A 23023-nucleotide genomic window follows, 5' to 3' on the forward strand; every position below is an offset into this window, starting at 1 on the left:
AATTCAGGAGAATGCCGCTCTGTTTATAACTATTAAAAGGATGATTTTATCATGAGTACATAATTGGCTAATTTCACCCTTGCTTTTAAAACGAAATAGGCCTTGAGTACGTTTTTGGATGAATTGAATGATGCGCAGCGTGCACCGGTTTTGCATAAGGATGGCCCTTTGATGGTTATTGCAGGAGCTGGGTCGGGAAAGACAAGGGTGCTCACATATCGTATTGCCCATTTGATGGAACAAGGTGTGGATTCCTTCAATATTTTGGCACTTACCTTTACCAATAAGGCGGCCAAGGAAATGAAAAAGAGAATCGCTACCATTGTAGGGAACTCTGAGGCCAAAAACCTTTGGATGGGCACATTTCACTCGGTTTTTGCCAAACTATTGCGATTTGAAAGTGATAAATTAGGTTACCCTAGCAACTTCACTATTTATGATACCCAAGATTCTCAGCGTCTGATTGCTTCCATCATAAAAGAGATGGGATTGGATAAGGATATCTACAAGTATAAGCAGATTCAGAACCGTATATCTTCCTACAAAAACAGTTTGATTACAGTTAAGGCATATTTTCAGAATCCGGAATTGGTTGAAGCAGATGCCATGGCAAAACGGCCAAGGTTGGGAGAAATCTATCAAAACTACGTGGAACGTTGTTTTAAAGCAGGCGCCATGGATTTTGATGATTTACTATTACGCACCAATGAGCTTTTGACCCGATTTCCTGAAGTATTGATGAAGTATCAGGAGCGGTTTAAATATATTCTGGTGGATGAGTATCAGGATACCAACCATTCTCAGTACCTGATTGTCAAGGCCCTGTCCGATCGCTACCAGAATATTTGTGTGGTAGGGGATGATGCGCAAAGTATCTACTCGTTTCGGGGAGCGAACATCAGTAATATTTTGAATTTTCAAAGGGATTATGACGATGTTGCCGTGTATAGATTGGAACAGAACTATCGGTCCACAAAGAATATTGTAAATGCGGCCAATTCCATTATCGCAAAGAACAAGAACCAATTAGAAAAGGTGGTTTGGACCTCAAATGACGAGGGGAATCCCATCAAAATACATCGGAGTGTTACCGATGCAGAGGAGGGTAGGTATGTAGCTTCGTCCATTTTTGAAAACAGGATGCAACATCAATTACAGAATGGGGAGTTCACCGTATTGTACAGAACCAATTCACAATCCAGAGCCATTGAGGACGCATTGCGCAAGAGAGACATTCCGTATAGAATTTACGGAGGACTTTCCTTTTATCAGCGAAAAGAGATTAAAGATGTGCTGGCTTATTTGCGAATGGTAATAAATCCAAAAGATGAAGAAGCTTTAAAACGTATTATCAATTTTCCAGCAAGGGGAATCGGGCAAACCACGATTGACAAGCTTGTGGTAGCTGCAAATCACTATGGCCGTTCCATTTTTGAGGTTATGGAAAATTTGGACAAACTCCAATTAAAGATTAATACCGGAACCCAGCGTAAATTGGAAGACTTTGTGACAATGATCAAAAGTTTCCAAATCATGAACGAAGGAAGTGATGCCTTTACCTTGGCCGAGCATGTGGCTAAAAAAACAGGATTACTTCTTGAGTTCAAAAAGGATGGTACTCCTGAGGGGATAGCACGGATGGAAAACATTGAGGAGTTGTTGAACGGTATCAAAGATTTTGTAGAAGGGCAGAAAGAGTTAGCAGATGCAACCGGAAGCTTGACCGAGTTTTTGGAAGATGTGGCTTTGGCAACTGATATGGATAAAGAAACTGCGGATGATGACCGAGTAGCGCTAATGACCATTCACTTGGCGAAAGGGCTGGAATTTCCTTATGTGTACATTGTCGGAATGGAAGAGGATTTGTTCCCCTCGGCAATGAGCATGAATACCCGAAGTGAGCTAGAGGAAGAGAGACGCCTTTTTTATGTGGCACTAACTCGTGCAGAGAAACAGGCCTATTTGACCTATACGCAAAATCGGTATCGATGGGGAAAATTGATAGATGCGGAACCAAGTCGATTTTTGGAGGAAATCGATGAAAAGTATGTAGAGAATTTAACTCCGGTAAACGATGGATACCGTTATAAGTCCATGATTGATGCCAATATTTTTGGTGAAGTGGATAAGAGTAAGCTTCGTTTGAGCAAACCAACCAATGGAACCCCACCCACGAGTCAAAGGCCTAACGAAAATCAACTTCGCAAGCTGCGGAGACTGAAACCTGAATTGAGCTCTCCGTCTTCCCAAACCAATGTCGTGGATACTAATCTATCAGCTGGTATGAGAGTTAATCACACCCGGTTTGGAAAAGGAAAAGTCCTGAAAATTGAGGGAGTGGGCAACGATAAAAAGGCTGAAATCCAGTTTGAACAAGGAGATGTAAAAAAACTACTACTTCGGTTCGCTAAATTGGAAATCTTGGAAGATTAAGAAACACGTAATATGGTCTCTCTAGTCAAGTTCGTGGGTACTGTAAACGAGAACGTACTACCTTTTCCTTCTTTGGATTCTATGTAAATCATACCGTTGTTACGTTGTATAAAATCCTTGCAGATTGCAAAACCAAGACCTGTACCTTCTTCATTATCTGTCCCTTTGGTAGAAATGTTTTCTTTGGAGGAATTGAGTAGCTCTTCGCACTGCGCTTTACTCATGCCTATTCCAGTATCTTTCACCTTTACTTTTAAATTTTCTTCCTCTTCTATAACATCAACACTTATAGAATCACCACTTTCGGTGAATTTTAAAGCATTGGACAATAAATTCCGTACTACGAAATCAATCATATCCTTATCTGCATAGACATTTGAAACCTTCTTGGGCTTATAACTTATGGTTATATCCTTTCGCATTGCATTCTCTTTAAAGAGCTCGACGTTTTTTTCAATTACATTGAAGATATTGAATGATTTTTTTGATACTTCATGATCATTCATTTGGGATTTGGCCCAATTCAACAAGTTATCCAACAATAACTGTAGGTTCTGGGAAGCATCCGATAGGTATTTTACAAACATCTTTTTTTCTGCCTCTCCCAATTCCTCTTTGTCCTCCTTTAAAATATTGGCCAGTGAAAGCACATTTCCTGTATGACCACGCAAATCGTGTGATATTATGGAAAAGAACTTATCCTTTATTCTGGAAGCTTCTTTTAGCTCATTTTCAGATTCTACTAATTTGCCATTCAAGGAATGCAGAATCTTGTTTTTCTCACTCAATGTAGTAATCTGTTTTCGGATTTTGGCTACCAATCCATTATAGGTTCCGGTGAGCTTGTCAATTTCCGTTATTTTTAAACTTTTGGATTTGTCCAACTGTCCCTCAAAATTGTTCTGAACAATGGAATCCATGTCAGAAATCAAGGTCTTGATGGGTTTTGCGATATGACTTGAGAAAACGAATGCTGATAGAATTGCGAACAACATGGTAATCATAAAGAATAACACCAAATAGGATTTAATGGAAGCGGTCATCAACTCGGAATCTGCATCTACCAAAGTATATAGTGCTGCAGTATTTGTGCTCAGTTTGGCTTGGATTGCCTGGATTTCTTTGATTAAGCCTGAATTGCCATTTCCGATTTTACGATCTAGGGAAGTAATCACATTGAAGTTTCTTTGATATCCCCTTAAGAGCTCGAAAGTTATCATATCCGCTTCGGGAGCGTTTCGTAAACGTTCCAATATGGTATTGCAAAGCATATTAAGTTCTTTCACATAACTAGGGTCTTTACGAAGGAAGAAATCTTTTTCCACCCTTCGTATCTGCAAGATTTCCACTAATTCAACGCCCTTAGCCTCGCTTTCCAACTGATGAATACTTCTTCGCATTTCGCCAATGGTGCCAAAGTTGTGAAATCCCTTTTTTTGAATAAGCTCAACGACTTGAACTATTTTGAAATTGAGTTCATCCAAATCTGTCGTTATTCGTCTTAGGCGTTTATCAACTGTGTTGTTCGTATTGTAGTTAGCTTGGCGAATATCTTCCAGCGCTTCCTTGGAATTTTTAATGTATGCTTGATATTCTTTTAAATGTTTGGAAGATTTTTCAAGGTAGAACTCATCTTGTTTGGTGTCAAAATCGAGGATTTGGAAAAACTTATTGTCCGCTTTTAGCCGGTTACCATCAAAAACGGCCACACTCTCACGCAAAGTCTTTGCATTGTCTATCTTTTTGAGACTGTTGAATGCAAACAAAAGGAAGGGACCTATAAGAAGGAAAAGTACGAGAAAAGCAATTAGAACCCGACCTCTAATGGTGTTCATGACGGAAGATTTGGACTTAAATTTTTCTAGTCCTTAGAACGCTGTTTTGGAGTCAATATTGCAATTAATCGATATAATGTAGCACTACATCGATGGTTTGTGTATAATTATTGTACATAAGTGCAGTAAGATTGTCCTGTGGACTGAAGCATGGGAGACGTATCCAAAAACGATAGCACTAATATTTCAAAACGTTGAAGTTCATCTTGACAATTGGAAAAATCCAACTCTTCCAGCCTCTTATTGTCTATTTGTTGGCTAAATATCAACTGGTTACCCCTAATGATTGCATCAGCAACATAGATGGAATAAACAATCTTGTTTTGATCTAGGTCATATATGTATATTGGAGAGCTCTCTGGAACTCCATATCCCATAAAGAAGAGATATGTTGTGTTTTTTGCAACAAGGTTCATATGGCCATTAAAATCCATAGTAGATTCTTCACCCAATTTTGAATGATAAATTGTTATTTCGCTTTTCTCGTTTTCTTCATTATAGTTGTCAATCACTTTTAATCCATCTTTAAAGAGGAATGTATCCTGATTGTGTGTTACAGAGGTTGAAATGGGCACTTCGGAACCTCGTAGCATTTGATGTGAACCCGAAAGATTTTTTCTGAAGTCTTCTTTGATCATTATGCTATCCAGTTCATAAAGTTTCTCCTCGTATTTTTTTCCATTGAAAACATAAGGTTTGAATGCGAATCCATGTTTTGAGGAATTGTTTTCAAATAACATTAGACCCTCATCATTCAATGTTGGTGTTTCCAGCCACGATCCACTGGATTTACCGGACCGATAGGGATTTTCCCAGCTACTCTTGTTGCCCGGAAATATTTTTCTTTTTACAAATTGACTATTTTGAACTCCAATCGCATCAATACGATTGAAAAAATCATAATTGGAAGTTTTTCCTGTACCATGAAGCAAATAGATGGGCGCTTCGGAAGCATCTTTCAAGAGAAATATAGAATCATATTTGATGGATTTATCTACGTCAAGTTCTTCGATAGTTATTCCAAAGGTATTTTTACCAAAAATCAAGCTTTTATATTCGCCCTGAGACCCTCCCAAGCGCGTGTTCCAATTTACAATAGTCAGCTTTCCGTCTTTGGATTGACTTAAAAACGACTGGGTTTGTTCGTCATTGTTTATTCTAACTAGCTCATCAAATTCTTTAGAAGAACGGATGTTTTGTAATAGGTTTTTAAGTTTGGTATTATACGTTATAGCTTGGATTTCAAAATCAGAAAGACTTTGTGAAAGCCCGGATAGGCTTTTTATCCAAATAGGAACGCTATCCAGTGGAAGGGTTTGCTGTTTGGTGCTTTTAAGAACTGTAAGTGATTGATTTCTATTCTTTTTACAGCTCATAAAAAGAAAAATGAGGATAAAGAGGAAGTACTTAGGGCGCATTTGCAAGAAGCTTTGACCGAAAGTTCTTTTTTTATAATCAATGGATTTAGTTAAAACTTGTGGATACTTGTTTGGAATTGATGAATGGGCCAAATCAATACATTTCTTTTGAATGCTTACCAGATAATGCCCTCAATTTGTAAATAATGTTGCTTACCTTGTATTAACAATGGCAGAGCTGATAAAACTTTTTGAAGAGAATCCCAATCCAAAACAGGTAGAGAAGGTAGCCAACGTTCTCCGCAAAGGCGGATTGGTGATTTATCCCACTGATACAGTATATGGCCTAGGTTGTGATATTACCAATACTAAGGCTCTTGAGCGAATTGCCCGTATAAAGGGAATTAAATTGGCAAAGGCGAACTGGTCTTTTGTTTGTGCCGATTTGAGCAATCTATCCGATTTTGTTCGACAGATTGACTCTGCTACTTTCAAAATTCTGAAAAGAGCTCTTCCTGGACCTTATACTTTTATTTTGCCCGGCAGCAATAATCTTCCCAAGGATTTTAAGAAGAGAAAAACCGTTGGAATTCGCGTTCCAGATAATGAGATTGCTAGAGCTCTGGTGCTTGAATTGGGCAATCCAATTGTGTCCACTTCCATTTATGATGAGGATGATATTTTGGAGTATACCACTGACCCCGAACTCATCTTTGAGAAGTGGCAAAACTTGGTTGATGTTGTTGTGGATGGGGGGTATGGAGGAAATATCGCTTCTACTATAATTGATTTGTCCACAGGTATTCCCGAAGTAGTTAGAGAAGGAAAAGGGAGTATAGATATTTTCTAAAAAAATAGGCCGCTATTAGCGGCCTATCATAAATAAGTTTGGAATTGTATTATTTTCCAGTACCTCCAATGGCTGGATCTTTCATCCCTTCTTCAATCATATTGTAGAACTGATCGATTTTAGGTAATACTACAATTCTGGTTCTTCTATTTTTTGCTCTTTCAGCAGCCGTATCATTTGAAGCCAATGGTACGTAGTAACTTCTACCTGCAGCGGTCATGCGCTTAGGATCTACGTTGAACTCATTTTGCAGGGTTCTTACTATGGATGTAGCACGTTTTGCACTCAAATCCCAGTTGTCTACCAAAACACCACTAGAGAACGGTACATTATCCGTGTGCCCCTCAACCAAGAATTCAAAATCAGGTTTGTTGTTTACAACCTTGGCAACCTTGCCAAGTACACTTTTTGCTGCTGCAGTTATATTGTAGCTTCCACTTCTGAACAAAAGTTTGTCCGAGATAGAAACAAATACTACACCTTTTTCAACACTGATTTCAATGTCTTCATCATCCAGGTTACCCAATACACCTTTTAGGCTTTGTACCAATGATAAGTTTACGGAATCCCTTCGAGTAACCGCATCTTGAAGTCTACGGATGGTTAAATCCTTTTCTTTCAAACTTTCTAAAGACTTTTCAAGGTTTTCAGCACCTTTTGTGGTTAGGGTAGTCAAGTTCCCCATGTTGTTTATCAATTCTTGATTGTTTGCTTTTAAGAAAGCATTTTGGTCCTCAAGCGTCTTCAACCTAGAATCAGCAGTAGCTTTTTCTTCAAGACAGTCGTTCAACTTAACAGTGGCAGAATTTAATAAATCCTGGGTTTCTTTTTGTTTAGCTTCAAGGTCTGCATATTTCTTTTGCGAAACACAAGAAGATAATAAAACAGCCATTGTCAATGTTCCTAGAAGTACTTTTTTCATAAATCTGAGTATAAATTAGCGATATTGATTCCTTTATTTGTGGCCAAAATTAGAGAAAAACCAAAGTCCCAATATTCCGCTATCGTTAATCTTTTACTAAAATGTTAAAATTATTTATTTGATGTACGAAATGAGACCAAACTATGGATTTTGTAGCATGATAATTTAATATAAAATTAGCTTTTTCCCTCTTCCGGTACATTTTTCTAAAATTACAATAAAAACTGAGGTGAGCCCTTAAAACCGCTGCAAAATGGTTGAGTTTGAATTGCAGAATAAATCGGAATGCGGCAATTCCATCCAATAGCAAACGCATAAAAATTATTGAGAACGCCCTCCTTTTTGGTAAATTCTTGGTTATGGAATACAACGAGTTCCTAAAATTAAGAAAGGTCTTTTTGGGATTCATATTGGTCAAGGTGGACCCACCTAAATGATACACATGGCTTTTACCGGTATAGTAAACCTTATGTCCGGCGTTTTTGGCTCTCCAACATAAATCAATTTCCTCTTGGTGTGCAAAGTAATCTTCGTCAAATCCCTTTAACGTATGAAACACCTTACTTTTTATAAACATGCATGCCCCTGTTGCCCAAAACACTTCTTTGACATCATCATACTGACCTTTGTCCTCTTCCAAAGCTTGAAAAATTCGACCTCTGCAAAAAGGATATCCCAATTTGTCTATAAATCCTCCAGCAGCCCCGGCATATTCAAAATGTGTTTTACGCTTTAAATCCAAAATTTTGGGTTGAACAATGGATGCTTCAGGTTTTTCTTGGAACAGTTCTTTCACGGGTTCCAACCAGTTGGGTGTAACCTCTACATCAGAATTTAATAGGCAATAGATATCGGCTTCTATGTGCTTAAGACCATCATTATACCCCTGGGCAAAACCACCGTTGGATTTATTCTTTATCAAGCCCACATCGGGAAAGCTTTTCTTTAATAAATCGATGGAACTATCTGTACTTGCATTGTCAACCACATATATTGAAGCTCCCTTCGAGTACTCCAGCACTTTGGGAAGGAACCTGGCTAATAGTTTTTCCCCATTCCAGTTTAGTATGACAACGGCGATTTTCAAAACGGAAGCAAATTAACGGCGAAAATCAGGAATATCCTTTAAAAAAGAATACTTTTCATTGCGATAATCTGTTTTGCAATAGTAATGGGTAAGGCCATTGGTTACCATAAGATAATTAGCTTTTAGTTTGTAATTATACCGAGCAATCTGGTCAAAAGCCTCTTGGCTTATAGTTACATCCGGCGCCTTGCATTCCACCAAAATATCTACTTCACCCTGTGGATTGAAAACGATGATATCATATCTCTTCTTTAGCTCGTTCACCTGTAGTTGTTTTTCCACGTTGATGCGAATTTTGGGATATCCTTTCGTTTCCATTAAATAATGAATGGCGTGTTGACGTACCCATTCCTCAGGTTGTAGAATTACAAATTTTTTGCGAATAACATCAAAAATAGAGACTGTATTTTCGCTACTTTTGAATCGAAACGAATAGGCAGGATAGTTCAAAACTTGCATGTCGCAAAGGTGACAATTTTTTGAATATGGATAGAATTAAGGAAATCGTCGCCGATATAGACAATAAAACACCCAAGCCAATTTATTTTTTAATGGGGGATGAACCCTATTACATCGATAAGATTTCCCAATATATCTCTGACAACACGCTTACTGAAGATGAGAAAGGGTTCAATCAAATGGTGCTTTATGGCAAGGAGACCAATATTGAGGAAATAGTTGCCAATGCCAAGCGGTTTCCCATGATGGCTGAACGCCAAGTCGTTATCGTCAAAGAAGCTCAACATCTTTCACGCACCATTGAAAACTTGACTAGGTACGCCGAAAACCCGCAACCATCCACAGTTTTGGTGTTTTGCTATAAGTACAAGAAACTGGACAAACGTAAAAAATTGTACAAAACCATTCAAAAGCAAGGGGAGCTGTATGAAAGCAAAAAGCTTTATGAAAATCAGGTAGCGGAGTGGATTAGGCGAACTCTGAGTGGAAAGAAATACGCAATCTCTCCAAAGGCAAGCGCTTTGCTCGTTGAGTTTTTAGGTACGGATTTAAGTAAAATCTACAATGAACTTAGCAAACTAATGGCTATTGTTCCCAACTCTGCAGAAATCTCTCCTGAAATCATAGAAGAACATATAGGATTCAGTAAGGATTTCAACAATTTTGAACTGAAAAAAGCGGTTGGAGAGAAAGACATAGTGAAAGCTTCCAGAATCATCGATTACTTTTCAAATAATCCGAAGGATAACCCTTTCGTAGTCACCATTGCCACCTTAAACAATTTCTTTATCCAATTACTACAGTATCATGGGCTTTCAGACCATTCTCCAAATGCAGTTTCAAAAACCTTAGGAGTTAATCCCTACTTTGTCAAGGAGTTCGCAGTAGCTGCCAAAAACTACCCCATGAAAAAAGTAAGTCAAATAATATCTGGTTTACGCGAATTGGATTTGAAGAGCAAAGGCGTGGGTGCCCAAAACATTGGACAGGCGGATTTGCTCAAAGAGCTGTTGATAAAGTTTTCCTAAATCGCTTAGCTATCGTTTATCGATACTGTATTTACCTGGACCTAACAGAAAAATTACTACGAAGACCGTTAGGTACATTAAAGCCAGTTCTTTTTTTCCAAATGGGTCGCTACCGTGAACAATAAAAGCTGCAACGGCCATCGTGATTGCTGCTGGTATGGCTGCCCAGCGTGTCTTGAATCCGATTATCAATAGAATTGGGCATAAAAACTCTCCTACAACACAAAGAAAAAGAGATGGTGCGGAACCTATTCCCAATGGATTGGGAAATTCCATATTACCGCTCAATAATTTTTGAAATTTTGGAAAGCCATGGGTCAGCATAAAGGCAGATGGCAAAATTCTTAACAGGGCAAGACCAAGATGAACAAGAAGATTGTTTTTCATTGGAGGGGGGATTTTTAAATTTCAGTGAAAATATAAATTCTTCTTCTACCTAGATGTCGTCCTACCAAAAAAAATGAGTTATAGAAGATTCTACTTACAACCTAATAAAGAGAAAAGATGCCATTAGGCATTTTTTTCTACTTTTTAGTGTTCTTCATTAAACGAATCAAAAGGTTATCCAGTCCAAAACGACCCGAGCCCAAATAAAGATTATACATGGATATCCAAAGGAAACCCATTGCAGGTAGCATACCCCATGTTCCCTGTCCCCATTTTTGAAAAAAGATGGCTACCAACATGGTGCTCATAATAAGGAATGATGCCACACGGGTTTTAAGGCCTAAGGCTAGGAACAAGCCCCCAACCGCTTCGCTGAAAGCACCCATCCATGCGAATAGTACTGGAAAGGCAGCAAATAAACCGCCATATTCAGCAACATCTTGAGGAAACCAATCCACCACCTCAAAAAAACCAAGATTTTTTTCCTTGGGAGACCATGGCATCCCAAATTTTGATGCACCAAAATCAATGGCTAGTAACATTCCACACACAAAGCGGGCGATGGCGAAGAACAAATCGGCTATCCAATGTCTTTGTAATACGGGTTGAAGTAATAATTGTACCAAATTTTTCATTTTAAATGTTTTAAAAGATTAAACGGGTCAAAATTGAAAAACAGTGGAATCAATGGCGCTTCAAATAGTATGGAGAGGACTCAAAATACGATTTGAGACGTATCAAAAGAAAAGTCAAACGGTGGTTCTCAAGAATTCGGTAGGGGAGGTGTGGGTCAGTTTTTTGAACACACGATTGAATGTTGCTTTGCTATTGAAGCCACACTCAAAAGCGATGCCGAGAAGTGAAAGCTGTTCATGTTTTTCCGCTTCAATCATTTTTTTGAAGGCGTCAATACGGTACAGGTTTACAAAGTCATTGAAGTTTTTGTTGAAGCCCAGGTTGATGGTTTCCGAAAGTTGAGAGCGGCTCATATTGGCACGCTTGGCAAGGTCGATTAGATTCAGTTCTGGGTCTAAATAGGGCTTCTCACTTTCCATAAGCCTTTTTATCTGCTGAATAGTATCTTCTGAAATCTCCTTTTTGGGGTGATTTTGTAATTCCGGGACCGATATTTTGTTGGGACTAAAACTGAAATTCAGTTTCTTTAGCTTGGTAGTGTCGGTGAAGAATCCTTTTATTCCAACATAGGTGATGGCTATTCCCGAGAAGAAGACCAACCACCACTGTTGTGTATATCCCAATTCAACAAAGAATGATGAGATTATGGTCTGCACCACATCGTAAAGGAAAAGAAAAGTATATACTAACAGAAAGTTTCGTATCCAATTTAATTCCAACTTATAGGTGTTTGAGAAGAAAGCATTTATCTTTCGTCTGTAGTGATAGAACAGTTGAAGGGTAAATGCTAAATACAGTAGCATTTGGGCAAATCCAAAAGCGGTCATCAATGGCTGTACATACGGTTCATCCAAACTGAGTTTAAGCGCACCATTTTGAACATCGTGAAAGCCAGGCTGCATGGCATCAAGCACATAAATGGACCCTCTATAGAGCGCAAAAAGGATTAAAGGCAAGAAATGAAAAAAATCCCTTGACTTTAGCCTAAATTTAGAAGTTGTAATGGACTTTATATATAAATATATAAGTGGTGCTATAACAATGCCAACACTGAACAGCGCGTAGTTTATCTTAGTATTTTGATATGTGTCATACCATCCCAAAAACCCAACAGTATAGCAGGTCTGACCGTAACAGGCAAAAATGAGAATTCCAAAAAGGAATGCGTCTGATAAATTCTTATCCTTGAGATACCTGCGCAATAGTAGAAAAGCAAAAATCAAACCTTGTACGGAGAGAAACAAAAGAGGCGTGCTGTACTTTCCAAATGCGGGAAAAGCAAGGAACATATTCTTTAGATACTGGTTATGTCTTCAAAATACAAAAAGTGTCGAATACTTATTGATGAATTTAAGTTTACTACTGAAGATGAAAAAACAAAAGACTACTTAACGCAGTTTGGGATAGGATTTTGGGCTTGCCTCATGCATGATTTCATATACCTTTTCAAAAATATCCTCGGCATTGGGTTTTGAAAAATAATCTCCATCCGAAGCATAGGCCGGTCTGTGTGGTTTGGCTGTCAAAGTTTGAGGGGCGCTGTCCAAATAACGGTACGCATCTTGTTCCTCAACTATCTTTTGTACCAAATATGCCGAACATCCTCCCGGAACATCTTCATCAATAACTAGTAATCTGTTGGTCTTCTTGATACTCTTTACAACATCGTGGTTCAAATCGAAAGGAAGTAAAGACTGTGCATCGATTACTTCCGCATCAATCCCAACCTCGAGTAATTCTTCTGCTACTTTTTGAACAATTCGTAATGTAGAACCGTATGACAATAGTGTAATGTCCGTTCCTTCACGCAAAGTTTCAACTACACCGATAGGGGTACAGAATTCACCTAGGTTATTTGGTTTTGGTTCTTTGAGTCTGTAACCATTGAGGCTTTCAATCACCAAAGCTGGTTCATCGCTTTTCAACAATGTATTGTAAAAACCTGCAGCTTGAGTCATGTTCCTTGGAACCAGAATATGCATTCCTCGCAAAAGGTGTATAAGTCCGCCCATTGGGGAACCAGAATGCCAAATACCTTCCAAACGATGTCCCCTTGTTCTAATAATCAAGGGTGCTTTTTGCTTGCCGAATGTTCTATACAACAGAGAAGCCAAATCATCACTTAATGTCTGGATTCCATAAAGGATATAGTCTAAATATTGGATTTCGGCTATGGGACGAAGACCTCTCATTGCCATACCAATACCCTGACCTATTATAGTAGTTTCCCGAATGCCAGTATCAGCTACGCGATGTACCCCATATTTCTTTTGAAGCCCTTCAAGTCCTTGATTTACATCTCCAATATTACCGGTATCCTCCCCAAAAATCAGGGTGTTTGGGTACTTGGCGAAAATGGCATCAAAATTGTCCCTTAGAATCACACGTCCGTCTACCATCTCGTTATTTTCACCAAAACTTGGTGATACACCTTCTACTAGAGTAGCCTTGTTGGGTAATTCACTGTAAAGGTACGAGCTGTATTTAGGTTGTTCCGAATTCAAATAGGAATTAACCCACTGAATCAATGCCGATTTCTCAGTGGAATCCTCGTTGATTACATATCGCAATCCTTTTCTGGAGATAGAGGCCAAATCCTTCTTAAGGGGTTCCTCAATGGCAATCAAGTCATTTTTGAGCTTACCAATAAAGGCCCGATTGGAACTTTTGTTGGTAATTGCCCCCAAATGCTGAACCAATTGTTTTTTGGCATCAAGTTGTGGTTTCAAAAACTCTGCCCATGCCTCTTTTTTAGCATTACGCACATTTTGTTTGATGCTTTTTTCCAGATTCTTCAATTCCTCCTCTGTAGCGATTTTATTTTGTAAAATCCATTCACGGAATCTTTTGTTACAGTCATTTTCCTTTTCCCATTCCAAACGCTCTGCGGATTTGTATCTCTCGTGAGAACCGGAGGTGGAGTGCCCTTGAGGTTGTGTTAGCTCTTTAACATGTATGAGAACGGGAACATGATTTTCCCTGGCTATATCCGAGGCATTCTCAAAAGTGTGAATCAAGGCGGTATAATCCCAGCCATTTACTTTCAAGATTTCATATCCCTTATTGTCTTCGTCTCTTTGGAATCCACTTAAAACTTCAGAGATATCACCTTTTGTGGTATGGAATTCGGCAGGTACTGAAATACCATATTCATCATCCCATACACAGATGACCATTGGGACCTGCATTACCCCAGCGGAGTTAAATGTCTCAAAAAAATGTCCTTCACTGGTACTTGCGTTGCCTATAGTTCCCCATGCAACCTCATTACCATTGTTCGAAAATAAGCTGGAATCAATTCCATCAACATTTCTATATATTTTGGAAGCTTGTGCCAAACCAAGTAATCTGGGCATTTGACCTGCAGTGCAAGAAATATCCGCACTACTGTTTTTTTGTTTGGTCAAATCTTTCCAAGTACCGTCTTGGTTTAAGCTATGTGTGGTAAAATGCCCCCCCATTTGCCTTCCGGCACTCATCGGGTCTTTTTCTATATCTGTAGTGGCGTAGAGACCATGAAAAAATTGTTTAGGGCTCAAAAGGCCCAAAGCCATCATAAAAGTTTGGTCTCGGTAATAGCCGCTTCGGAAATCGCCATCTTGAAACGATCTGGCCATAGCCAATTGAGGTAGTTCTTTTCCATCACCAAAAATCCCAAACTTAGCCTTTCCGGTTAATACTTCCCGTCTACCTAGTAAGCTACATTCCCTACTGGTAACAGCAACCTTGTAATCACTAAGAATTTGCGATTGAAAATCATCAAATGAAATGTCACTACTGGTACTTGGATTGGGCTTCATGAAGGGTCGAAAATTTTTACAAAAGTATGAAATAGGGAGGAGAAAGGCAAGAGGAAGTGTTGTTAATAAACTAAGAAAAAATCAACAAAAAGTATATTTTAAAACATTTTTATCAAAAATGAACTTTTATTAAGTCAATTTATTGCCAAATACTCAAAAATTAAAACCATTTTCTTGTGAAGAGTCCGGTAAGCGTTCTAGGACTGAGCGTCACAACAAATCGTATTCTTTCTCCATAATTTGGTTGAGCGATTTCGTATCCATTGTTGGAATAGACTGGAAAATACAATTCAAAGAAATCTGTAACCAAATTCAATCGTATTCCCGAATCATAGACAAAACGTGCGTCTTCACCACGATTCCTAATGGCACCGATATCACCGTAGACCTCAATCCACTGCCAAATATTGAAACTGAGATTCCCGGTGAGTATCCAGTCGTTTCCGAACCGATCATCAAAAATGGATTTAAACCCACCTTCAGCCAAAATGAATTGCTGACTGGTCAATCCGGTTGCATTTTGGGAACGATTAAGATAATTTAGGTCAAAGAGGTAATCAGTTGGCCTATCCAAGGCAAAGCTGAAGAAGTCTGAATCCGTGTCATTGGTGATAAACTTTCCGGCATACACCCTAAGATTTAACTGTCGGTTATTTTCAAATAACGTTCGATATTCCCACTCGAAGGAAACTTTGGAAAAATCATTGGCTAACTGGCCATCAACTACCCAAGATCTAAATCGGAGAATGTTGTTGTCCACATCTCCAAAGCGGGCGTTGAGAACCGAAAAATCTGGTTCCGTATCTATTTCATCTACTAGGCTTGGATCAATGTTTCTAAAAACACTTCGGAGTCTTAAAAGTAAAAACTGCCTTCTGTTGGAAATAAAACCTTCCGGTCTCCAAAGGAATGTTGTTAATGGGGTTATTGTTGTAAATCGAGATCCTACATCAAAAAAGGAACTCCCAAAACCCAGAGAATAGCTTATGGAATTTAGTTTTCCATCATTAAAAAATTGTCGTTTTGTAAACGAAGCTGTACCTACCAGAGCCTGTTCCCTACTAGAATATTGCGGCTTTAAGCTAAAAAAGAAATCCCGATTGGGGAAGGTTCTGTTGTCCACTGTTATTCCCGTCCTAAAACCGTCATTAACATTGAACTTAAATTCTGGAAAATAAAAGAGCTGATTGTAGTAAGGATTTTCAACATCCCTAAGAAATCTGAATTGTAGTTTTTTATTACTTGAAAAAAATCCTTTTAGACTTTTCCAGTTATCCCGTTGGTTCTCTTCCGGAATTTTCTTGTCGTAATTTAACACTAGCCTATCTTCACCGCTTCTTGGTATTGTGAAAGTCTTGGAGGTATCAATATCAGAAAACCAATACTTAGAGACTACTGAATCTTTTTGCAATCCAAATAGGGAAATGGGAACATTGGTTCCGCTTTTGTTTTTTATGGTAAAAGTGACAGAATCCTCTGTTTTGGAAACTTTCTTGATTTTAAAATCTATATTATTCCTAGAGGAAACATACTCGTCAAAAAACCAATCAATTTCCTTCGGGGATTTCTTTTTCAATAGATTTTCAAAATCCTTGGCGTAAACACGAGGCTTAAGTTTGAACTCCTGATAAAAATTGGATATGGTGCTATCTACTAAATCATACCCGATGTATTCGCCCAAAAAAGCCATTCCAAGCCCTGCTTTATATCTGTTGGTGATTTTTTGGTTAAACTTTATTAAAGAATCGTTTGGGGTTGATAATGATTGATGATCATTTCGCCTTACGGAAAGCATTTGTAGTAAATAGTACTGATCATTAAAATCCAATTTGGCTAAATTATAAGAACGAAATCCCCATAAACGGGATAGTTTACCTGTAAACTTTTGGTTTGGATAGTACTCATCCACATACTTTATGAGCAGATAATTTACTATTGCATCATTTACCCATCGTTCCTTTCGCTCATCTAAATACAAGGTTTCTCTGACCAAGCTGTTGAGAGCTGTCTTGAGGAACTTCATCTCAAACTGGAATTGTTCTCGATAGGGTCTAATAAAATTGGGTAACTGGTTAATTCCGTAAAGTGGGTTACGGTTGTATTCCAGTTCACTAACTAGCAAGTTTTTGTGGGGGTATTTACCTAGATTTTTGTCGATGAACTCAGCAATCTTATGTATGGAGATTCCTTGCGAAATATCATCATACTTTGATGTCTCTATATCCGTGGTTACCGTTAGGAAGCGGGTTTTATGGGTTGTAAAATCCCTTACAGGGGTAAGCACAATTTCACAGTTTTTCCTATTCTTTCCGCTAAGTAACGCTTGCTTTCCAATTGAAAAATCAATATCAGAATCTACATTATAGTTAGTGGCAATGTATAGTCCCCTGGGATATGTGAAAACAATTTTTGTATTGGTGGCATCAGTTTGCAAGTCTTTAAGGTCTTTATTGGGATATAGATGCCACTTGCCATCGAAAACAGCCGGGCTTAAATACCAATCCATCAAATAATATCCTCCTTTATAGCCATGACCGTAACCGGTATAGCGACTATTGGGAAGATCAACCTCGTAAGTAAAAAAAATCTCCATTGACTCTCCTGGCTCAAGAGTTTCGTTCAATTCGATTTTGATGATATCAATATCCTTTGTGCGTTCCCATTCCAAACCAGAATATGAATCATCCACAATGGTGCTTATTCGCGTAAACCCACGGTTTTTGTCCTTAGCAAGGTGTAAACTTCTTTTAAACTCATCACCAAAACGTTTGGCCAGTGCAGTTTTTTTGTTGGAATAAGAGTGGTTCCAATCGTTAAAAAAAAGCATGTTCAACCCCTTATCGGATTCATTTACGTAGGTGAAGTTTTGCTTGATTTTAATAATATTGGTTTCGGCGTCCAACTCCGCTTTCACATCATTGGTATGCTGTCCTAAAACAGAAACACAAGACCACATAAATAGAAATATGATGCCAAACCTATTATGTGGGTATCTAGTTAACTGCAATGACTCAAGGAATATTAAAAATTGGGACTAAGTGTATGTCCTTTGTAAAAGTCATCAATTACTTCTACGACCTCTTCAGCTGAATCTACAAGCTTGATTAAATCTAAATCACCGGGACTGATATTTCCTTCTTCCAGCATGGTGTTTTTTATCCATTCCAGTAATCCTCTCCAAAAGTCGGAACCTACCAATACTATAGGAAATTTGTGAATCTTATTGGTCTGGATAAGGGTAATGGACTCAAACAATTCATCAAGAGTACCAAATCCTCCAGGCATTACTACAAATCCTTGCGAATACTTGACGAACATTACTTTTCGTACAAAGAAGTAGTCAAAATCAAGACTTTTGTCGCTATCAATAAAAGGATTGTCGTGTTGCTCAAATGGAAGGTCTATATTGAGGCCTACCGAGGTGCCTCCGGCTAGATTCGCTCCTTTGTTTCCCGCTTCCATAATACCAGGTCCTCCGCCTGTAATTATACCGTAACCTGCTTCTGCAACTTTTTTGGCCACATTTACTGCCAATTCGTAGTACATGTCACCAGGTCTGGTCCTTGCAGAGCCAAAAATGGAAACACATGGACCAATGGCACTCATTTTTTCGAATCCGGTTACAAACTCGCCCATGATTTTAAAAAGTGCCCAGGAGTCATTTGTCTTTATCTCGTTCCAACCTTTGGTATGTTGTTCTTTTCGCATCTGCATAATGTCTAATTTAAACCGCTTTGGCTATTTTAGGTTTTGATGTCTCCAATTCCTTTTTCAAGAATCTTGCCGTATGGCTCTTTTTATCCTTTGCCACTTCTTCAGGAGTACCTTTTGAGACTATCATTCCACCTCCACGGCCTCCTTCGTAACCTATATCTATAATATGATCAACCATTTTGATTACATCCATATTATGTTCTATAATCAATACAGTATTCCCCTTGTCCACCAGTTGATTTAATACTTCCATCAAAACCCTAATATCTTCAAAGTGTAGTCCAGTAGTGGGTTCGTCGAGGATGTAAAACGTATTTCCGGTATCCCTTTTGGAAAGTTCAGTAGCTAACTTAACTCTTTGCGCCTCACCACCGGATAGGGTTGTGGATTGCTGTCCTAAAGATATATAACCCAAACCAACATCTTTTATTGTTTTGAGTTTTCTGTGGATTTTAGGGATGTTTTCAAAAAAGTCCACGGCTTCATTGATGGTCATTTCCAATACGTCGGCTATAGATTTGCCTTTGTAACGAATTTCAAGGGTTTCTCGATTGAAGCGTTTTCCGTTACACGTCTCACATTCTACGTAAACATCGGGCAAAAAATTCATTTCGATGACTTTTAGTCCACCACCTTGGCAAGTTTCACAGCGTCCACCGGCGACATTGAAGCTAAAACGACCGGGTTTGTAACCACGAATTGTAGCCTCCGTGGTCTTGGAAAACAAAGAACGAATCTCACTAAAAACACCGGTATAGGTTGCTGGATTGGACCTGGGAGTTCTACCGATGGGAGACTGGTTGATATCAATCACCTTATCGATATGCTCAAGACCCGTTATCTTTTTAAAGGGCATTGGTTTTTTGACACCATTGAAATAGTGTGCATTCATAATAGGGTAGAGGGTCTCATTGATTAGAGTGGATTTTCCACTCCCTGAAACTCCTGTTACTCCAATAAGGCGTCCGAGTGGAAACTCAGCCGTAACATTTTTTAAGTTGTTTCCTGTGCAGCCGGACAAGACTATCTTTTTTCCGTTCCCTTTTCTTCGGTTGGTGGGTACTGGGATTTCGAGTTCGCCAGAAATGTATTTGGCCGTAAGTGTGTCATGGTCCTTGAGATTTTCAGGTTTGCCTTCTGAAATGATTTCCCCACCATGCTTGCCCGCTTTTGGCCCAATATCAATTACATGGTCCGCATGTTCAATCATATCACGGTCATGCTCAACTACGATAACGGAGTTACCGATATCACGTAGGGATTCCAGAGAATTTATCAAACGCTCATTATCCCGCTGATGCAAACCAATGCTGGGCTCATCCAAAATATATAGTACACCTACCAGTTGTGAACCTATCTGGGTAGCAAGACGTATGCGTTGAGCTTCTCCTCCTGATAAGGACTTGGAGCTTCGATTCAAAGAGAGATAATCCAAACCAACATCCAGTAAAAATTGGATTCTAGTTTTGATTTCCTTAATGATTTCCTCTGCAATTATTTTCTGGTTACCATCCAAGGAATCATCCAACTGTTTGAAGAAGTCGGCTAATTCTGCGATGTCCAACTGTGCCAGTTCAGCAATATTCCTTCCACCAACCTTAAAATACAGCGATTCTTTACGAAGTCTTGCTCCTTGGCAACTTGGGCATGGCACCTTATCCATGTATTCCTTGGCCCATCTTTTAATGGAAGTAGAGTTCGCTTCCTCAAATTGGGTTTTGATGAAGTTGGAAATGCCTTCATAGTCGATTTTATATTGCCGCTTTACCCCAAGTGTCTTGGAATCTACCTCAAAACTGTCTTTTCCACCGTTTAGAATAACCTCCATAGCTTCTGAAGGGATTTTTTCAATTGGGTCCGTCAGGTCAAAACCGTAACGTTGTGCAATGGTTTCCAACTGTTTAAAGGCCCATGACTTTTTGTACTCACCCAATGGGGCGATACCACCTGCTTTTATGGATAGTTTTTTATTGGGGAATATTTTTTCTTCGTTCACTTCGTAAATATGCCCCAATCCATTGCAGGTTGGACACATACCCTTTGGTGAATTAAATGAAAACGTATTGGGTTCAGGAGTGGGGTAAGAAATACCAGTAGAAGGACACATCAGGTCTCTACTGAAGTATCTAGGCACGGTTTCTCCCTCTTCCAAAACCATTAATACATTATTGCCGCTATACATGGCGGTGTTTATGGTTTCGGAAAGACGTTTGTGGAAATCTTCACTTTCACCTACTTTAAGCCTGTCGATTACGATTTCGATGTCGTGGGTCTTGTAACGGTCCACTTTCATGCCCTTTACAATATCCAAAATCTCACCATCAACCCTTACCTTAACAAAACCCTGTTTGGCAATTTGTTCAAAAAGCTCTCGATAGTGTCCTTTTCGTGATTTGATAACAGGAGCTAATACATTGATTCTTTTATCTGCGTAAGAAGCGATAATCAAATCCTTGATCTGTTCATCGCTGTAGCTTACCATTTTTTCACCCGTATTGTAACTATAGGCCTCTCCAGCACGCGCAAAGAGAAGTCGCAAGAAATCATAAACCTCTGTAATGGTACCTACTGTGGAACGAGGTGATTTTGAAGTGGTTTTTTGTTCAATGGCTATAACAGGGGAAAGACCATCAATTTTATCTACATCCGGTCGTTCCAATCCTCCCAAAAATTGACGTGCGTATGCGGAAAATGTTTCAATATAACGCCTCTGACCCTCCGCATAAATAGTATCAAAAGCAAGAGAAGATTTCCCGCTACCAGATAGCCCAGTAATCACTACCAGCTTTTCCCTGGGGATGGTTACATCTATATTTTTCAGGTTATGGACCCTTGCCCCTTTAACCTCAATATGTTCTTCATATTCAATCATAGCAAAGCTTCAAAAATAGGGATTTGGCAGTTAAAAAGGAAGTTGACTTATGTTTCGTTTTTGTAAATTATAGCATTGCTTTAAATAACCTATCTGAAACTCATGTTGAAATCTCAAAAATTAATTATCGGTCTCATTATTACCTGTTTTTCATTTTCAGGTTATGGCCTTTATGGTCAGGAAAAAATCAAGGTTATAGTTGATGCTGATACGGGCAACGAAGTAGATGATTTATTTGCTTTGGCCAGAATCATTATGGAACCATCCATTGAAATTACGGCCTTGAACGCTGCTCATTGGCAAACCAGTTTATGGGCCATTCCCAATACTATGGAAAATAGCCATCGTCTGAATCAGCAGTTGTTGGGAGAAATGGATGCCAAGGTTAAAACCGTTCGTGGTGCAAATGCGAGAATGTATGATTGGGGAGATAGGGCACAGCATTCTGCGGCTGCCTATGAAATTATTTCCCAAGCCGAGAAAGCTGAACAATTGAATATCTTGGCCTTGGGCGCTTTGACCAATGTGGCTTCAGCGGTTTATATCAGACCAGAAATAGCGAAAAAAATAACTGTGTATTGGTTGGGAACTACTATGGATTTTGACACAGGTGTTTTGAAACGTAACGACTTTAATCCTCTAATGGACCCATTCGCTTTGGATATGTTACTTGACTCGGATATTGAGCTGGTCATTATGCCCATTAATATTGCTGTGAATATGGAGATTATGTATGATGATCTTGAGAAAGCCATCGGCAGTTTGGATTTAGGCAGTTTTCTTCTAGAAAGATGGGACAATCATTTAGACGGCTCACGAAAATCTAGGATACTTTGGGATTTAGCTTTAGTAAGTGCTTTTATTGAACCTGAGTTGGCCCGAACTATAAAGGTCAAAACGTCTCGAGATAGTGGAAACCGTGAAATCAATTTTTATGATTCTATAGATGCCAAAGCAATCTATCAAGATTTTTTTAAAACGCTATTGGCATTTTCTAAGGAGTAAATTACATTTGGTTAAAAGACGCTTCAGCAAAAATTAATTAAGCATTTATTCAGATAAATTCATATGAAATTATTAGGTATTGGTTCGCGAATTGAACATGCGGACTATGGTAAGGGAGTGGTAACAAATGTATCATCTAAGCATTATTGGGTAACATTTTTAGAAAATGGCCTTGAAACCATTGATTTGGATGAAGATTTTGAAGTTATTGAAGGGGTAGAGGACGAAGTCGATACGGTCAGTTATTTTGATGTGGAACGCTCTCTAGTAAAGATTCTGGAAAAATGGAGCGATACCCATGAAAAAGTAGCCATCGCAGACAAATGGAAAGGGGGTAAATTGATTTTGGAACCAGGTGGCGATTTGGCTCCCAAAGAAATGCCCATAGATACGTTCTTCCATAAAATTGTTATGGTACGCGACCGTATTCGGGTAATGGAACAGAAGATAAATAGTAGTAAAAATTTGGATGACCAGGAAAAAGTGGATTTACAACAATATATTACCAGAATCTACGGAAGCCTGACTTCATTTAACGTTCTTTTTAAGAACAAAAGTGATCAAATGGTGGGTGAACGCTCGAAGTAACCGAGTGTTTTCCATAACTCTATTATCAGTTGTAATACAAATTATCAAA

The 23023-nt window shown here is 38.8% G+C and carries 17 protein-coding genes; 5 read left to right on the forward strand and 12 right to left on the reverse strand.

Annotated elements, in window-relative coordinates; translation table 11 throughout:
* Nucleotides 1–102 precede the first annotated feature (102 nt).
* Nucleotides 103–2433: an ATP-dependent helicase gene (locus CLV81_RS15410; protein WP_106146094.1), complete on the forward strand. Its 2331-nt coding sequence runs from the start codon at nucleotides 103–105 to the stop codon at nucleotides 2431–2433.
* Here CLV81_RS15410 and CLV81_RS15415 read toward each other — a convergent pair.
* Nucleotides 2430–4268 carry a sensor histidine kinase gene (locus CLV81_RS15415; protein WP_106146096.1) on the reverse strand — a complete coding sequence of 613 codons (1839 nt, stop codon included), beginning with the start codon at nucleotides 4266–4268 and terminating at the stop codon, nucleotides 2430–2432. The two genes, CLV81_RS15410 and CLV81_RS15415, sit on opposite strands and share 4 nt — an antisense overlap.
* Nucleotides 4269–4375: 107 nt before the next feature.
* Nucleotides 4376–5686 (reverse strand): hypothetical protein, encoded by a 1311-nt coding sequence (locus tag CLV81_RS15420; RefSeq protein WP_146129911.1) that lies wholly within the window; start codon nucleotides 5684–5686, stop codon nucleotides 4376–4378.
* A 169-nt stretch (nucleotides 5687–5855) separates the two neighbouring features.
* On the opposite strand from CLV81_RS15420, the gene CLV81_RS15425 reads away from it, so the two are divergent.
* Nucleotides 5856–6476 (forward strand): L-threonylcarbamoyladenylate synthase, encoded by a 621-nt coding sequence (locus CLV81_RS15425; RefSeq protein WP_106146100.1) that lies wholly within the window; start codon nucleotides 5856–5858, stop codon nucleotides 6474–6476.
* A gap of 49 nt (nucleotides 6477–6525) precedes the next feature.
* On the opposite strand, the gene CLV81_RS15430 is transcribed toward CLV81_RS15425, so the two are convergent.
* The 3 genes from CLV81_RS15430 to CLV81_RS15440 form a co-directional block, all read right to left on the reverse strand.
* Complete coding sequence (locus CLV81_RS15430) at nucleotides 6526–7398, reverse strand: OmpA family protein (protein ID WP_106146102.1); 873 nt, start codon at nucleotides 7396–7398, stop codon at nucleotides 6526–6528.
* Between the two features lie 85 nt (nucleotides 7399–7483).
* Complete coding sequence (locus CLV81_RS15435; protein ID WP_106146104.1) at nucleotides 7484–8485, reverse strand: glycosyltransferase family 2 protein; 1002 nt, start codon at nucleotides 8483–8485, stop codon at nucleotides 7484–7486.
* A 12-nt stretch (nucleotides 8486–8497) separates the two neighbouring features.
* Nucleotides 8498–8944 carry a type I restriction enzyme HsdR N-terminal domain-containing protein gene (locus tag CLV81_RS15440; RefSeq protein WP_106146106.1) on the reverse strand — a complete coding sequence of 149 codons (447 nt, stop codon included), beginning with the start codon at nucleotides 8942–8944 and terminating at the stop codon, nucleotides 8498–8500.
* A gap of 26 nt (nucleotides 8945–8970) precedes the next feature.
* Here CLV81_RS15440 and holA point away from each other — a divergent pair, with 26 nt between their 5' ends.
* The gene (gene holA / locus CLV81_RS15445) at nucleotides 8971–9972 is read left to right on the forward strand and encodes a DNA polymerase III subunit delta (protein WP_106146108.1); all 1002 of its coding nucleotides are present in this window, start codon (nucleotides 8971–8973) and stop codon (nucleotides 9970–9972) included.
* Nucleotides 9973–9981: 9 nt separating this feature from the next.
* Here the strand turns inward: holA and CLV81_RS15450 are convergent, their stop codons facing one another.
* From CLV81_RS15450 to uvrA, 7 genes are all read right to left on the reverse strand, one after another.
* A complete protein-coding gene (locus tag CLV81_RS15450) occupies nucleotides 9982–10359 on the reverse strand; it encodes a DoxX family protein (RefSeq protein ID WP_106146110.1) in 378 nt (125 codons plus the stop codon).
* Nucleotides 10360–10496: 137 nt separating this feature from the next.
* Nucleotides 10497–10994 carry a DoxX family protein gene (locus CLV81_RS15455; protein ID WP_106146112.1) on the reverse strand — a complete coding sequence of 166 codons (498 nt, stop codon included), beginning with the start codon at nucleotides 10992–10994 and terminating at the stop codon, nucleotides 10497–10499.
* Nucleotides 10995–11108: 114 nt separating this feature from the next.
* On the reverse strand, nucleotides 11109–12284 hold the full coding sequence (locus tag CLV81_RS15460) for a helix-turn-helix domain-containing protein (protein ID WP_245912054.1): 1176 nt from the start codon (nucleotides 12282–12284) through the stop codon (nucleotides 11109–11111).
* 99 nt (nucleotides 12285–12383) lie between these two features.
* Nucleotides 12384–14795, reverse strand: coding sequence for an alpha-ketoacid dehydrogenase subunit alpha/beta (locus tag CLV81_RS15465; protein ID WP_106146114.1), 2412 nt, complete (start codon nucleotides 14793–14795; stop codon nucleotides 12384–12386).
* 160 nt (nucleotides 14796–14955) lie between these two features.
* A complete protein-coding gene (locus tag CLV81_RS15470; protein ID WP_245912056.1) occupies nucleotides 14956–17751 on the reverse strand; it encodes a gluzincin family metallopeptidase in 2796 nt (931 codons plus the stop codon).
* Nucleotides 17752–17816: 65 nt separating this feature from the next.
* The gene (locus tag CLV81_RS15475) at nucleotides 17817–18503 is read right to left on the reverse strand and encodes an LOG family protein (protein WP_106147625.1); all 687 of its coding nucleotides are present in this window, start codon (nucleotides 18501–18503) and stop codon (nucleotides 17817–17819) included.
* Between the two features lie 16 nt (nucleotides 18504–18519).
* Entirely contained in the window at nucleotides 18520–21381 is a 2862-nt protein-coding gene (uvrA, locus tag CLV81_RS15480; RefSeq protein WP_106146116.1) for an excinuclease ABC subunit UvrA, read from the reverse strand.
* A 102-nt stretch (nucleotides 21382–21483) separates the two neighbouring features.
* Here uvrA and CLV81_RS15485 point away from each other — a divergent pair, with 102 nt between their 5' ends.
* Both CLV81_RS15485 and CLV81_RS15490 read left to right on the forward strand, forming a co-directional pair.
* Entirely contained in the window at nucleotides 21484–22386 is a 903-nt protein-coding gene (locus tag CLV81_RS15485) for a nucleoside hydrolase (RefSeq protein WP_106146118.1), read from the forward strand.
* A 63-nt stretch (nucleotides 22387–22449) separates the two neighbouring features.
* Nucleotides 22450–22974, forward strand: coding sequence for a hypothetical protein (locus CLV81_RS15490; RefSeq protein WP_106146120.1), 525 nt, complete (start codon nucleotides 22450–22452; stop codon nucleotides 22972–22974).
* Nucleotides 22975–23023: the final 49 nt, after the last annotated feature.

Origin of the sequence: Flagellimonas meridianipacifica, from assembly GCF_003001695.1 — a bacterium.
Taxonomy (GTDB): Bacteria; Bacteroidota; Bacteroidia; order Flavobacteriales; family Flavobacteriaceae; genus Flagellimonas; species Flagellimonas meridianipacifica.